Below are 14,235 nucleotides of genomic sequence, written 5' to 3'. Positions count from 1 at the left end.
GACAAAATACTATTGAATTTATAGTTCAATGTTGTGCTAATAAAAATAAAGCGCCTTTCGGCGCTTTTTTCGGCTCTTTGTTTATTTACTGATTTTTTTGTATTTTAATCGATGAGGCTCAACCACGTCTTGACCAAAGTTTTCTTTTAACCAAGTTTCGTAGTCAGAGTAATTACCTTCATAGAAGTTAATTTTCCCTTCGTCGCGATAATCTAAAATATGAGTCGCAACACGATCTAAGAACCAACGGTCATGGGAAATAACCATGGCGCAGCCCGGAAATTCCAACAAGGCATTTTCTAATGCTCGCAAGGTTTCAACATCAAGGTCGTTGGTTGGTTCATCGAGTAGCAAGGTGTTACCGCCCGCTTTCAATAACTTGGCTAAATGCACTCGGTTGCGTTCACCACCAGACAAGTCTTTAATGAATTTTTGTTGGTCTGTGCCTTTAAAGTTAAAGCGGCTGCAATACGCACGACTGTTAATCTCGAAAGTACCAATTCTAATGATGTCTTGTTCATCTGAAATTTCTTTCCACACGGTGTTTTCTTCATTCATGTGGTCTCGAAATTGGTTAACGCTAGCAATATTTACCGTATCACCCAGCACTACCGTACCGCCATCGGCTTCTTCTTCACCGGTAATCATTTTGAATAAGGTTGATTTACCCGCGCCATTTGGCCCAATAATACCCACAATAGCCCCTTTGGGAACAGTAAAAGACATATCGTCAATGAGGACTCTGCCGTCATAGGCTTTTTTGAGGTTATTTATTTCAATAACCTGATCGCCTAAACGCTCACCCGGTGGAATAAATAGTTCACTGGTTTCATTACGGCGTTGGTAATCTGACGTATTCAATTCTTCGAAGCGAGCCATACGAGCCTTGCTTTTAGCCTGACGACCTTTAGGGTTTGTGCGTACCCATTCTAATTCTTGCTTTATGGATTTTTGTCGCGCAGATTCGGTTTTTTCTTCTTGCTGTAAACGGTTGTCTTTTTGCTCTAACCAAGAAGAATAGTTTCCTTCCCAAGGTATACCTTCACCTCGGTCTAGTTCAAGTATCCAACCGGCCACATTGTCGAGGAAATATCGGTCATGGGTAATCGCAACAACGGTGCCTTCATAGTCGTGCAAGAAACGCTCTAACCAAGCAACGGATTCTGCATCCAAATGGTTAGTAGGTTCGTCGAGTAGCAACATGTCTGGCTTTTCTAGCAATAAACGACATAAAGCAACACGTCGGCGTTCTCCTCCTGAAAGCTTAGAGACATCGGCGTCCCAAGGTGGCAGTCGCAATGCGTCAGCTGCGCGTTCAAGAGATTGCTCTAAATTATGACCGTCTTTAGATTGAATAATCGACTCTAATTCGCCTTGTTCTTTTGCTAGTGCGTCGAAATCTGCGCCTTCAGCGGCATATTCTGCGTAAACTTCGTCTAGTCGTTTTAATGCGTGTACGACATCTTGAACGGCTTCTTCAATATTGCCTCGCACATCTTTGCTCTCATCAAGCTGAGGCTCTTGCGGTAAATAGCCAATATTGATGCCGGGTTGAGGATGAGCTTCCCCTTCAATGTCTTTATCAACGCCAGCCATAATGCGAAGTAAGGTTGATTTACCTGCACCATTTAAACCGAGTACGCCAATTTTGGCACCAGGAAAAAAACTAAGAGAAATATTTTTAAGAATATGACGATTGGGTGGGACTATTTTCCCAACGCGATGCATGCTGTAAACGTACTGAGCCATACTTTTCCTACTATTAGGGGTAATTAATAAGGTTATTGTAACCAAGGCAGACCTATTCTCGCTAGTCTTGGTTATTGTAAATGGGAATTTAGTCTATACATTACAGATAGAGTAACACTAGATTTAAGAAAGGGTATGAAAATGGCAAAACACTTTTCTCTTCAACATATCGCGGAACAACTTGGCCTCGAAGCGATAAATACAACCGACGCGGTTTATACAGGTGTGGATACCCTAGCGAATGCGACTAGCGGATATATTTCATTTTTAACCAATGTAAAGTACAAAAGCCAGCTCAACACAACTAATGCAGGGGCTGTGATTGTTCATCCTGATTATAAAGATCAGGTCAATGGGCCTGCATTACTCTCTGATAACCCTCATGCGACATTTGCTCGAGTGGCTCAGTTGTTTTATGTACCCGTTCCACTAGCAAGTGGAATTGCTGCAAGTGCTGTGGTGCCAGAGTCTGTCTCACTGGGGCAGAATGTAAACATTGGGCACAATGTAGTGCTGGGCGAGAATGTTGTGCTTGGCGATGGCGTCACTATTGGCGCGAATACAGTAATTCAAAATAATGTCAGTATTGGCAGTAATAGTATTATTCATCCAAACGTCACCTTATATCGAGAGGTTCAGTTAGGCAATAACGTTGTTGTACATAGCCAAACAGTCATTGGCGCCGACGGATTTGGTTTTGCTAATGATAAAGGAACATGGATACCTGTTCCTCAAATTGGTTCTGTCATCGTCGGAGACGATACCTCTATTGGGGCAAGCTCCAGTATTGATAGAGGCGCATTGGATGATACTGTTATTGGTAAAAATTGCATTATCGACAATCAAGTACAAATTGGACACAACTGTAAGATAGGTGATCACAGTTGTATTTGTGGTTTTGTTGGTATAGCGGGTAGTACCACGATTGGAAAATATGTTGTTATAGCTGGTGGAGTTGGAATAAATGGGCACATTACGATTTGTGACAAAGTACAAGTCACGGGTTTTTCAATGGTAGTGCAAGATATTACCGAGCCGGGCGTTTATTCTTCTGGCCAACCTGCTCTGACAAATCGAGAGTGGCGTAAGGTGAGTGTAAGAGGGCGTCAACTACCTTCTTTATTCGACCGCGTAAAACAATTAGAGAAGCAACTAGAGAAACAGAATAACTAATTACATTTTGCCCTGTTTGATTGAACGCTTTTTATATACATCCAGCGTAAAATCGCTAAAATACGCGGTGCAAATTTGAACACCTTAATTTAGAAGTTAGGAGCTGCCCATATGTCTATCAATACGCCCACGAGTAAGATGTCAATTGCTGAATTTGATCCGGAACTAGCAGAAGCCATTTCGGCTGAAACTCGTCGTCAAGAAGAGCATATTGAACTTATCGCATCAGAAAATTATTGCAGCCAACGAGTCTTGGAAGCACAAGGCTCTCAACTTACCAACAAATATGCAGAAGGTTATCCAGGCAAGCGTTATTATGGCGGTTGTGAGCATGTGGATGTTGCCGAAAACCTAGCTATTGAGCGAGCAAAGCAGTTGTTTGGCGCTGATTACGCCAATGTTCAACCTCATGCTGGTTCGCAAGCTAATTCAGCTGTATTTATGGCGTTACTTGAAGCGAACGATACGGTTTTGGGTATGAGTCTTGCTCATGGTGGTCACTTAACTCATGGTGCCCATGTTAGTTTTTCGGGTAAAACCTATAACGCAGTTCAATATGGTCTAGACGAAGAAACGGGCATTATTGATTACGCGCAAGTAGAAGCATTAGCACTAGAGCACAAACCCAAAATGATCATTGGCGGTTTCTCTGCGTACTCAGGCATAGTTGATTGGCAGAAATTCAGAGAAATTGCTGATAAAGTTGGCGCGTATTTATTAGTGGATATGGCTCACGTAGCCGGGCTTGTTGCCGCAGGTGTTTATCCAAGTCCTCTTCCTCATGCTCATGTAGTGACTACCACTACGCATAAAACCTTAGCGGGCCCTCGTGGTGGATTAATTTTGTCTGCATGTGGTGATGAAACGATTTATAAAAAGCTAAATAGTTCTGTATTCCCAGGTAATCAAGGTGGTCCTCTTTGTCACGTTATTGCTGCAAAAGCAGTTGCGTTTAAAGAAGCATTAGCACCTGAATTTAAAGTGTATCAGCAAAATGTTGTGATCAACGCAAAAGCTATGGTCTCAGTAATGCAAGACCGAGGTTACAACATTGTGTCTGGCGGCACTGAAAATCACTTGTTCTTATTAGATTTAATCGATAAAGACATCACGGGTAAAGACGCTGATGCTGCCTTAGGCCGTGCGAATATTACAGTGAATAAAAACTCTGTACCTAACGACCCCCGTTCTCCGTTTGTAACCAGTGGTTTACGTATTGGTACGCCAGCAATTACTCGTCGTGGTTTTGGTGAAGAACAAGCAAAACAAGTTGCCACTTGGATTTGTGATGTACTTGATAACCTTGGTGATGAAAGCGTAGAGCAGCGTGTTAAAGGTGAAGTCGTCGCCTTGTGTAACCAGTTCCCGGTTTACGCTTAATGCTTTGTCCCTTCTGCTCCACCCATGAGACAAAAGTGATTGATTCACGTTTGGTTGCAGAAGGGCAGCAAGTACGACGTCGTAGGGAATGCGCAAGTTGCAAAGAGCGTTTTACAACGTTTGAAGGCGCAGAGTTAGTAATGCCTAGAGTTATCAAGCGAGATGGCTCTAGAGAACCTTTTAATGAAGATAAATTACGAGCAGGCTTACAACGTGCGTTAGAAAAACGCCCAGTGAGCACTGAGCATATTGAACGCTGTATTTTGTCTATCAAGTCGACGCTTCGCGCTACGGGCGAAAGGGAGCTTCAAAGTAATTACTTGGGTAACTTGATCATGGATGCATTAAAAAGCCTAGATCAAGTGGCCTATGTACGTTTTGCGTCTGTGTATCGCTCTTTTCAAGATATTAAAGAGTTTGGCGAAGAAATAGCGAAGCTCAATGAACCCGAATAGTGCGGATCAAAACAATCACGAATATTGGATGGCACAAGCAATAGCCCTTGCGCAAAAAGGCCAATATACCACCTCTCCGAATCCTAATGTGGGTTGTGTCATTGTTAATGCTGGCAACCTCTGTGTGGGCAAAGGCGCTCATATGAAGGCGGGTGATCCCCATGCTGAAGTACACGCGTTAAAAGATGCGGGTAAAAAAGCCAAGGGCGCAACAGCCTATGTAACACTTGAGCCTTGTTCCCATACAGGAAAAACGCCCCCTTGTGCCGATGCCTTAGTTAAGGCTGGCGTCGCATGTGTAGTTATTGCGAATAACGACCCAAATCCCAATGTAAATGGTAATGGCATTCGCCGTCTAGAAGAGGCTGGAATAAAGGTTATAACCGGAGTATTGCGTGACCAAGCTAAACAACTGAATCTTGGTTTTTTAAAACGCATGGCCACAGGAATGCCTTATGTTCGTGTAAAGCTGGCAGCATCCTTGGACGGTAAAACGGCATTGGAAAACGGCGAAAGCCAATGGATTACTGGGCCCTGTGCTCGTCGTGATGTTCAACACTTACGATCTAAAAGCTGCGCGATTCTTACTGGCAGTGGAACAGTAAGAGATGACAACCCAAGTTTACTTGTTCGGCCCGAGCAAGCACAATTTGAGGATTACCCTGAACAGGCTATTCGGCAGCCGTTACGGGTGGTGGTTGAAGGTAATACGCCGTTGTCACCGTCGGCACAGTTGTTTAATGATGGTGAAGCAACCTTATTGGTAACCTGTAACAATGAAGCACAGCGCGGCTTTTCAGACAGTGTTTCTGTTCATCATGATACAAATGATAACGCTTATCCGTGTTTAAAAAGCACGTTAGCGTATTTAGCTAAACAAGAATGTAATTCTGTTTTAGTTGAGGCGGGCGCTACGCTTGCGGGGGCTTTTATAGCTGAAGGTTTAGTGGATGAGCTTGTTGTGTATTTGGCACCTATGGTTATAGGTCACAGCGGAGCACCTTTGGTGACCTTACCTCATTATGAAGTGTTAGCTGAAACACCTAAATTACAACTCAAAGAAAACCAACAAATTGGTGAAGACATTCGTCTTACCTATGTGTTTGAAGATTAATGAATACGCGCAGAATAAAGGTGATTAATGTTTACAGGTATTATTGAAGCTGTTGGAACGCTAACGGCGATTGACCGAAAAGGCGATGATTGCCGAATTACCGTAGCAACCCAGAACTTAGATATGTCTGATGTTAAACTTGGCGACAGTATTGCGACTAACGGCGTATGCTTAACTGTTGTGCATTTTGCTAACGACTTTTACCAAGCTGATGTTTCCGCAGAAACACTTAAATTAACCGGTTTTGCTGATTATAAAAATGGCAGCAAAGTTAATTTAGAAAAAGCAATGCAAGTAGGCGGGCGTTTAGGTGGTCATATTGTGTCTGGACATGTTGATGGTGTGGGTGAAATTGACACCATTATCGATCACATCGATTACATGGAAATTTGGGTTAAAGCACCGGATGAGCTTGCTAAATATATTGCCCACAAAGGCAGTATTACTGTAGACGGTACCAGTTTAACAGTAAACAAAGTCGACGGCGCTCGTTTTATGCTTTGGATTATTCCTCATACGGTAAAAGAAACCGTTATTGACACATACCAATCAGGCACTAGAGTTAATTTAGAAGTTGACTTGATCGCCCGTTATTTAGAGCGTTTGTTACTAGGCGAAAAAGCGGCACAGCCCACGTCTTCAAAAATAACAGAAGCATTTTTAGCTGAACATGGTTACTTAAAATAAGTCTCGTTTAAATAGGTAGAGATATACAATGGCGTTAAACTCCATAGAAGAAATTATCGAAGATATTCGTTTAGGTAAAATGGTCATTCTGATGGATGACGAAGACAGAGAAAACGAAGGCGATTTAATCATGGCCGCTGAGCATGTAACGCCAGAAGCGATTAATTTCATGGTGACCCATGCTAGAGGTTTAGTATGCTTACCAATGACTGAAGCAAGGTGTAGAACGCTCAACCTTCCTTTAATGGTCGATAATAACGGCGCGCAGTTTTCCACTAACTTTACCGTATCAATTGAAGCGGCCAAAGGCGTGACCACAGGTATATCTGCAGCTGATCGCGCGGCGACTATTTTAGCTGCTGTGAATAAAGATGCGCAAGCAAGCGACATCGTTCAGCCTGGCCACATATTCCCCCTTATCGCCAAAGAAGGCGGGGTGTTAAATAGAGCAGGGCATACTGAAGCTGGGGTCGATTTACCCAGAATTGCAGGTTGTGAACCTGCCGGTGTTATTGTTGAAATACTTAACGATGATGGCTCAATGGCCCGTCGTCCAGAGCTTGAAGTTTTCGCTGAAAAGCACAATATTAAAATTGGTACCATAGCCGATTTAATTGAGTATAGAAATTTAAATGAAACCACCATTGAAAAAGTGGCGCAATGTAATTTGCCTACAGAATATGGTGATTTTGAATTACATACTTATAAAGACACTATCGATAACCAAGTGCATTATGCGTTAAAGCACGGCGAGATTACTGATAATCCTACATTGGTTCGAGTGCATTTACACAATACCCTAGGCGATTTATTGGGGTCGACCCGTTCAATTAGCCGTTCTATGACGCTACCTCAAGCAATGCAACGCATAGCCAGTGAAGATGGCGTGCTGGTGGTATTGGGAAATCAAGAAAATATACCCGAGTTGGTACGTCAATTTAGTGCTGAAGACCAAGGACAAAAGCCTCAAAGTGCAATTTGGAAAGGCTCATCACGAACTATCGGTGTGGGCAGTCAAATTCTTGCATCTTTAGGTGTGACTAAAATGCGCTTACTCAGTAAGCCTGTGAAATACCATTCACTTTCAGGTTATGGCCTAGAAGTCGTGGAAACCGTGTTGTCTGACGACGACTAATTTACCCTTGAGGTTAAAGTGCGATGTGTACTGGCGGCTAATCAGCCATTAGGGTATACTTCGCGCCGTTTAAAAATTGGAGAATTTACCATGAACGTTATCGAAGGCAATATGAGAGCCACTGGCAAAAAATTTGCGATAGTTGTATCTCGTTTTAATAGCTTTGTCGTTGAGAGTTTGCTTGAAGGAGCAATCGATACACTTGAACGTCATGGTGAAGTCAACGAACAAGACATCACAATTGTTCGCGTACCCGGTGCTTACGAGTTACCTGTAGCGGCTAAAAAAGTTGCGGCCTCTAAGCAATTCGATGGAATTATTGCGTTAGGTGCAGTTATCCGCGGTGGAACACCTCATTTTGATTTTGTTGCGGGTGAATGTAATAAAGGCTTAGCACAAGTTAGTTTAGATTTTGATATTCCTGTTTCTTTTGGTGTTATTACCACAGATTCCATTGAACAAGCGATAGAGCGTTCAGGTACTAAAGCAGGGAACAAAGGTTCTGAAGCTGCATTAGGTGCGTTAGAAATGGTGAACGTAATGGCTTCTCTTGATGAAGCGCTTGGAGCCTAACGAGTGAAAGTATCAAACCGTCACCGCGCTAGAGAGCTTGTTGTTCAAGGAATTTATGCTTGGCAGTTAAGCGGTAATGCCATCGAGCAAGTCGAATTAAGTATGGCCACTAGCAATGATATGAAAAAGGTCGATACGGCTTTATTCAAACGTCTAATTCGCGGTGTTGGTGAGCAAGCCGATGAATTGGATATTGCGATTAAGCCCTATCTTGGTCGTTTACCAGAAGAGCTTGATCCAATTGAAAAGGCGATTTTACGCATTGCGACTTTCGAGTTGAAAGAGTGTATTGATATTCCTTATCGCGTTGTGATCAACGAATCCGTTGAATTAGCAAAAACCTTCGGTGCACAAGAAAGTCATAAATTTATTAATGGCGCACTTGATAAAGCCGTACGAAAATTCCGAGAGCACGAGCAATAAAGCGTGTCTATTAAGGAGTTTGACCTTATAGAACGCTTCTTTGAGCGACGAGGCCGTCAGCGAAAAGATGTTATTGTGGGTATCGGTGATGATTGTGCCATATTAAAGGTGCCCGACAATAAACGACTAGCCATAACTACCGACACGCTAGTGGAAAATGTGCATTTTCTAGCGCACACTCCCCCACGCTCAGTGGCCTATAAAGCGGTTGCAGTTAACCTTAGTGATCTCGCTGCAATGGGCGCTGAACCGGCTTGGATTAGTCTATCAATTACTCTGCCTGACACTGACGAAGCATGGCTGGAATCTTTTTCTGAAGGATTGTATGAGCTTCTTGAATATTATTCCGTTGATCTAATTGGCGGTGATACAGTGAAAGGGCCTTTATCGCTAACTATTACTGCACAGGGTTTTATTCCCGAAAATTGTGAAATCCGTAGGTCTGGTGCTAAACCAGGTGATTGGATTTACGTATCAGGAACCTTAGGCGATGCAGGAGCGGGTTTAGAGATAGCTAAGCAAGGCCTTGAGAATTTAAACGAAAGTCAGGATTATTTGGTTAATCGTCATTTTTCACCTACACCTAGAGTCATGTTAGGGAATGCACTGCGCCGTGTAGCAAGTTCTTGTATTGACGTTTCAGATGGTACGTTGGCTGATTTACAACACATACTCGAGCGGTCTGACGTGGGCGCGCGAGTGCATATAGGCCGATTACCCTTGTCTGATGAACTTGTTGATGTGGTTGGTATTGACGATGCCGTGAATCATGCATTAACCTCGGGTGACGATTACGAATTGCTTTTTACTGTGAGCGAAGAGCAAAGAGGGCAGTTGGAGACCATACTGGGCAATTGCGATGTACAAGCGACTTGTATTGGCCAAATTACGGGCCAAAAGCAAAAGATTGATTTACGCTTAGGCGATATGCCATTTTCCTTACCGAAAGACGCAGGTTTCGAACACTTTAGTGGATAAACAGATTCGCTCCCGTATTAAGTTAACCAACCCTTGGCATTTTTTAGCCTTGGGATTTGGCTCGGGACTCGCGCCTTTTATGCCTGGCACGTTTGGAACGTTAGCCGGACTTCCTTTTCTTATCCTTATTGATTATATACCTATGGCGGGTTTTGCTGCGCTTACTGCTGTTTTTGCTGTGCTAGGGATTAGTATTTGCGAAAAAACAGCGAAGGACATGAAAGTACATGATCACGGGGCCATCGTGTGGGATGAAATTGTTGGCATTATGTTGACGTTTTTATGGATACCCTTGTCCTTGCCAACAATAGTCGCTGGATTTGTCTTATTTCGGTTATTTGATATTTTAAAACCTTGGCCCATTAGTCTACTAGACAGAAACGTCAGTGGCGGCCTGGGGATTATGGTTGATGATGTATTCGCGGGTATTTTTGCATGCGGATGCTTACACGCCTTAGTGTATTACAGTGTTTTATAACTAAGCTAATTAAAAAATAGAGCTATGCTAATTTCTGTAGACGCTGGTCAATTTGACGTTTAATACCTGCTTCATCCATTTCATACACCCCATACATTTCTTCTTGCTTGCCTTGCAATATAAAGTCATCGGGTAAACCAACATTCAAACAAGAAGTAAGGTGAGCGCTGTTCATTATGACTTCATTCACCGCGCTGCCAGCGCCGCCCATAATACACCCATCTTCTAGGGTAACGATGAGTTTATGGTTCTTTGCGGCATCAATAATACAGGCTTCATCTATAGGTTTAACGAAGCGCATATCAATTAATGAATAACCTCTTTCTTCGGCGACTGCTTTTGCAAATGGCATAAGCGTACCAAAATTTAAAATAGCCACAGACTGTCCAGCTAAAACCGGTTTCGCTTTACCATGAGGCAGCAATTCCATTTTTTCTTGAGTTTCAATGCCTATACCTGAACCTCTAGGGTAGCGAACGGCCGCTGGTTGATTTGCTTGATAACCCGTATACAGCATATTTCTGCATTCGCTTTCGTCACTTGGTGTCATTACCATCATGTTCGGAATGCAGCGCATAAAGGCGATATCAAACGCCCCCTGATGGGTTGGCCCATCAGCACCAACAATGCCAGCGCGATCAACGGCAAATAGTACCGGAAGATTTTGAATAGCAACGTCATGTATGAGTTGATCGTAGGCCCGTTGTAAAAATGTCGAATAAATTGCAACAACAGGTTTAAGACCGTCTTTGGCTAAGCCTGCGGCAAATGTGACTGCATGTTGTTCGGCAATCGCCACATCAAAATATTGTTCAGGGTATGTTTGAGAAAACTCAACCATACCTGAGCCTTCGCGCATTGCGGGGGTTACCGCCATTAACGAGGCATCGTCTTTGGCCATGTCGCATAGCCATTGACCAAATATCTTAGAGAAACTCGGCTTTGAAGGCGCGGCTTTAGGGAAGCAATGATCTTCAGGGTTAAATTTAGGTACTGCGTGAAATTTTATTGGGTCTTTTTCGGCTACTTCGTAGCCTTTACCCTTTTTAGTCACCACGTGAAGCAGTTGAGGGCCTTTAAATTTACGCATATTGCGCAAGGTGTCTACTACACCGTTAACATCATGGCCATCAATAGGGCCAATATAATTAAAGCCCAGTTCTTCAAAGATGGTGCCGGGCACAACCATGCCTTTAATATGTTCTTCAGCTCGACTGGCAAAGGCTTTTATCGGTGGCACATTAGACAGTAATTTTTTACTGCCGTCTCGAATGCCATTAAAGAATGAACCCGTTAATAAACGAGCAAGGTGACTATTCAATGCACCTACGTTTTCGGAAATAGACATTTCGTTGTCGTTTAATACTACAACCATATCTGTGCCTATGTCCCCTGCGTGGTTCATGGCCTCAAATGCCATACCTGCGGTGAGCGCACCATCTCCAATAACCGATACCACTCGTCGGCCCTTGTTCTCTTTCTCTGCGGCAATAGCCATACCCAAAGCGGCACTGATGGATGTGGATGAATGGCCTACTGCGAATGTATCGAATTGGCTTTCTGGAGGCCAAGGAAAAGGATGTAATCCGTCTTTTTGACGAATACTCGACATTTGTTCAGCTCTACCCGTGAGTATTTTGTGAGGGTAAGCTTGATGGCCCACATCCCAAATCAGTCGGTCAAAAGGTGTCTGATACACATAATGTAATGCGACTGTCAGTTCAACCGTGCCTAACCCAGAAGCAAAGTGACCGCTACTTTGACTCACACTGGCGAGTAAGTATGCACGTAATTCTTCACTGAGTAATTTGAGTTGGTCTTGACTCAATTTACGCATTTCGTCGGGTGTAGACGCCAATGAAAGAGTCGGGTAGTGGTTTAAGTCTAGGGTCATTTTATAATCTTGTTATGCCTAATAATTGCTTAATGGTCGCGATGGATTAACACATCACAAAACGCAACCAAAGCTGATGTATTGTAAGGCAAACTGGCTAACGCGTGAAGGGCATCTTGCACAAGATTTTGTAATTCTGTTTTTGCGCCTTCGATACCTAGTAGTGCAGGGAAGGTATGCTTGTGCAGCTCTGCGTCTGAACCTTGAGGTTTTCCGATTTGTGCTTCAGAACCCGTTTCGTCAAGTATGTCGTCTTGAACTTGAAATGCGAGCCCAATTTTTTCGGCAAAGGTATCAAATAAGGCAACATGTTCTTTGGAGATATCAGGTTTTAGTAATAAAGGCATAGACACACAAGCCTTTAATAAAGCACCGGTTTTAAGACGGTGAAGCTGAGTTAAGGTTTCTAGAGTGTGAGGAATACTGGCGTTTTTACCTGTGGCGGCTAAATCTATAGCTTGTCCTCCACACATACCTTGTTGCCCTGACGACAACGCCAAGGTATGCACTAACGCGACTTTAGATTGCAGTCGGTCAGTTAGCCAATCAGGTTCACTTAAAATAGAAAAGGCAAGAGCCTGTAATGCGTCACCGGCCAAAATTGCTTGGGCTTCACCAAATGCGATATGACAGGTTGGTTGGCCTCTTCGTGTATCATCATCATCCATCGCGGGAAGATCATCGTGAATTAAAGAGTACGCGTGAATACACTCAATTGCGCAACCAATGACAAGCGCGTCTTTTGTCGACACATCTATCGCATCCGCTATTAAATAACACAGTAGTGGGCGCATACGCTTGCCACCACCGAGTAGGGAGTACTTCATTGCATTTGCAAGTTCAGTAGGGTGGCTAGGTAAACTATCTATTTGCTGTGCAAGAAACATATGCACACTGTCTTGAACGTGTTTTGCTGTAGGGCGAAGTGACATATCTTCAGTATGCAGCGTCATTGTCGTCGTCATTTAAGTCAGTCAGTACACTGCCTTGTTTTGACTGAAGAAGTAGTTTTACTTTCTGTTCAGCACTGTTTAACGCTTGCTGGCTGTGTTGAGCTAAGGCTACACCTCGCTCAAATTGAGTAAGTGCCTCATCAAGAGGAAGATCTCCTTGTTCCATATGTTCGACAATTTTCTCAAGCTGTTGGATAGCATCTTCAAAGGAATTGGCGAGTTGTTTTGGTTCGGCCATAGTAGTTAACAACGTTCAATAAAGATAAGCGCGCACCTTAACCGAGGCCGTATTTAGGGTCAATATAATTGTGCATTATTGTTAATATCTGTGGCTTTTATTAAAGGCGTGAATTGATTTCATGTTGATATATTAGAAAAGAATGAAAAATCAATGCGAAAGAGTATGGAAAATTTCTGTGTTGCCGATACACTAAGTAATAATCAGTATATTTTCTATTCTTGAAAGGATTGGCTCGTGGATTTAGCAACACTCATCGGTATCCTAGGCGCAATTGGCTTTATTGTGATGGCAATGCTTGGCGGTGGTGAAATGAGTATGTTCATCAATACCCCGTCTATACTCATTGTATTTTGTGGTTCTTTATTTGTTGTGCTTTCGCAATTTACCCTTGGTCAATTTTTTGGTGCGGGGAAAGTTGCTGGTAAAGCTTTCATGTTCAAGATTGACGCACCTGAAACGCTTATTGAGAAAGTAGTTGAAATGGCCGATGCAGCACGTAAAGGTGGCTTTTTGGCGTTGGAAGAAGCAGAAATTGACAGCCCCTTTATGCAAAAAGGTGTCGATATGTTGGTTGATGGGCACGATGTTGATGTAGTGCGTGAAACCTTAGATAAAGACATTAAAATGACCACAGAAAGGCATGAGTTCGGCGCTACAATATTTAAAGCCCTTGGTGATGTTGCACCAGCAATGGGAATGATTGGAACACTTATTGGGTTAGTAGCAATGCTTTCTAATATGGATGACCCAAAATCTATTGGCCCAGCAATGGCTGTTGCATTATTAACAACTTTGTATGGTGCATTTTTGGCAAATATTATTTGTTTACCCATCGCAGTAAAACTGCAAAACAGGGCGGTGGAAGAAGCGTTAAATCAAAAGCTCGTACTCGATGGTATTGTGGGTATTGCTGATGGGCAAAACCCCAGAGTGATTGAAGGAATTTTGAAAAACTACATTGCCGCTAAGAAGCGCGGCAGCACGACAGAAGAAGAATAAAAA

General features: G+C 43.1%; 15 protein-coding genes. 11 read left to right on the top strand and 4 right to left on the bottom strand.

Going from position 1 to position 14,235, the window contains the following annotated elements:
• Positions 1 to 81 precede the first annotated feature (81 nt).
• Entirely contained in the window at positions 82 to 1,749 is a 1,668-nt protein-coding gene (gene ettA, locus J3L16_RS06305) for an energy-dependent translational throttle protein EttA (RefSeq protein ID WP_207612043.1), read from the bottom strand.
• A 141-nt stretch (positions 1,750 to 1,890) separates the two neighbouring features.
• Here ettA and lpxD point away from each other — a divergent pair, with 141 nt between their 5' ends.
• The 10 genes from lpxD to J3L16_RS06255 all read left to right on the top strand — a co-directional run bounded on the left by lpxD (position 1,891) and on the right by J3L16_RS06255 (position 10,145).
• Positions 1,891 to 2,922 carry a UDP-3-O-(3-hydroxymyristoyl)glucosamine N-acyltransferase gene (lpxD, locus tag J3L16_RS06300; RefSeq protein WP_207612042.1) on the top strand — a complete coding sequence of 344 codons (1,032 nt, stop codon included), beginning with the start codon at positions 1,891 to 1,893 and terminating at the stop codon, positions 2,920 to 2,922.
• A 111-nt stretch (positions 2,923 to 3,033) separates the two neighbouring features.
• A complete protein-coding gene (gene glyA / locus J3L16_RS06295; RefSeq protein WP_278252790.1) occupies positions 3,034 to 4,302 on the top strand; it encodes a serine hydroxymethyltransferase in 1,269 nt (422 codons plus the stop codon).
• The gene (gene nrdR / locus J3L16_RS06290) at positions 4,302 to 4,757 is read left to right on the top strand and encodes a transcriptional regulator NrdR (RefSeq protein ID WP_207612041.1); all 456 of its coding nucleotides are present in this window, start codon (positions 4,302 to 4,304) and stop codon (positions 4,755 to 4,757) included. Before glyA ends, nrdR begins: the two co-directional genes overlap by 1 nt.
• Positions 4,744 to 5,871, top strand: coding sequence for a bifunctional diaminohydroxyphosphoribosylaminopyrimidine deaminase/5-amino-6-(5-phosphoribosylamino)uracil reductase RibD (gene ribD, locus J3L16_RS06285; protein ID WP_207612040.1), 1,128 nt, complete (start codon positions 4,744 to 4,746; stop codon positions 5,869 to 5,871). The genes nrdR and ribD overlap by 14 nt, the downstream gene beginning before the upstream one ends.
• 27 nt (positions 5,872 to 5,898) lie before the next feature.
• Entirely contained in the window at positions 5,899 to 6,558 is a 660-nt protein-coding gene (locus tag J3L16_RS06280; RefSeq protein ID WP_207612039.1) for a riboflavin synthase, read from the top strand.
• A gap of 28 nt (positions 6,559 to 6,586) precedes the next feature.
• On the top strand, positions 6,587 to 7,693 hold the full coding sequence (gene ribBA, locus J3L16_RS06275) for a bifunctional 3,4-dihydroxy-2-butanone-4-phosphate synthase/GTP cyclohydrolase II (RefSeq protein WP_207612038.1): 1,107 nt from the start codon (positions 6,587 to 6,589) through the stop codon (positions 7,691 to 7,693).
• A gap of 90 nt (positions 7,694 to 7,783) precedes the next feature.
• The gene (ribE, locus tag J3L16_RS06270; RefSeq protein ID WP_207612037.1) at positions 7,784 to 8,266 is read left to right on the top strand and encodes a 6,7-dimethyl-8-ribityllumazine synthase; all 483 of its coding nucleotides are present in this window, start codon (positions 7,784 to 7,786) and stop codon (positions 8,264 to 8,266) included.
• A gap of 3 nt (positions 8,267 to 8,269) precedes the next feature.
• A complete protein-coding gene (nusB, locus tag J3L16_RS06265) occupies positions 8,270 to 8,689 on the top strand; it encodes a transcription antitermination factor NusB (protein WP_207612036.1) in 420 nt (139 codons plus the stop codon).
• A gap of 9 nt (positions 8,690 to 8,698) precedes the next feature.
• Entirely contained in the window at positions 8,699 to 9,667 is a 969-nt protein-coding gene (gene thiL / locus J3L16_RS06260) for a thiamine-phosphate kinase (RefSeq protein WP_207612140.1), read from the top strand.
• On the top strand, positions 9,660 to 10,145 hold the full coding sequence (locus J3L16_RS06255) for a phosphatidylglycerophosphatase A (RefSeq protein ID WP_207612035.1): 486 nt from the start codon (positions 9,660 to 9,662) through the stop codon (positions 10,143 to 10,145). Before thiL ends, J3L16_RS06255 begins: the two co-directional genes overlap by 8 nt.
• A gap of 22 nt (positions 10,146 to 10,167) precedes the next feature.
• Here the strand turns inward: J3L16_RS06255 and dxs are convergent, their stop codons facing one another.
• From dxs to xseB, 3 genes are read right to left on the bottom strand one after another with little or no spacing between them, the layout of a single operon-like run.
• Positions 10,168 to 12,039: a 1-deoxy-D-xylulose-5-phosphate synthase gene (gene dxs / locus J3L16_RS06250; protein ID WP_207612034.1), complete on the bottom strand. Its 1,872-nt coding sequence runs from the start codon at positions 12,037 to 12,039 to the stop codon at positions 10,168 to 10,170.
• Between the two features lie 29 nt (positions 12,040 to 12,068).
• On the bottom strand, positions 12,069 to 13,004 hold the full coding sequence (locus J3L16_RS06245; protein ID WP_242698697.1) for a farnesyl diphosphate synthase: 936 nt from the start codon (positions 13,002 to 13,004) through the stop codon (positions 12,069 to 12,071).
• Complete coding sequence (xseB, locus tag J3L16_RS06240; protein WP_207612033.1) at positions 12,976 to 13,230, bottom strand: exodeoxyribonuclease VII small subunit; 255 nt, start codon at positions 13,228 to 13,230, stop codon at positions 12,976 to 12,978. Before xseB ends, J3L16_RS06245 begins: the two co-directional genes overlap by 29 nt.
• A 237-nt stretch (positions 13,231 to 13,467) precedes the next feature.
• Between xseB and pomA the strand changes: the two genes are divergently transcribed.
• On the top strand, positions 13,468 to 14,232 hold the full coding sequence (gene pomA, locus J3L16_RS06235) for a flagellar motor protein PomA (RefSeq protein ID WP_207612032.1): 765 nt from the start codon (positions 13,468 to 13,470) through the stop codon (positions 14,230 to 14,232).
• Positions 14,233 to 14,235 lie beyond the last annotated feature (3 nt).

Origin of the sequence: Alteromonas sp. 5E99-2 (genome assembly GCF_017368475.1) — a bacterium.
In the GTDB taxonomy this organism is placed as follows: domain Bacteria; phylum Pseudomonadota; class Gammaproteobacteria; order Enterobacterales; family Alteromonadaceae; genus Alteromonas_F.
This window is presented reverse-complemented; position numbering and strand designations above follow the sequence as displayed.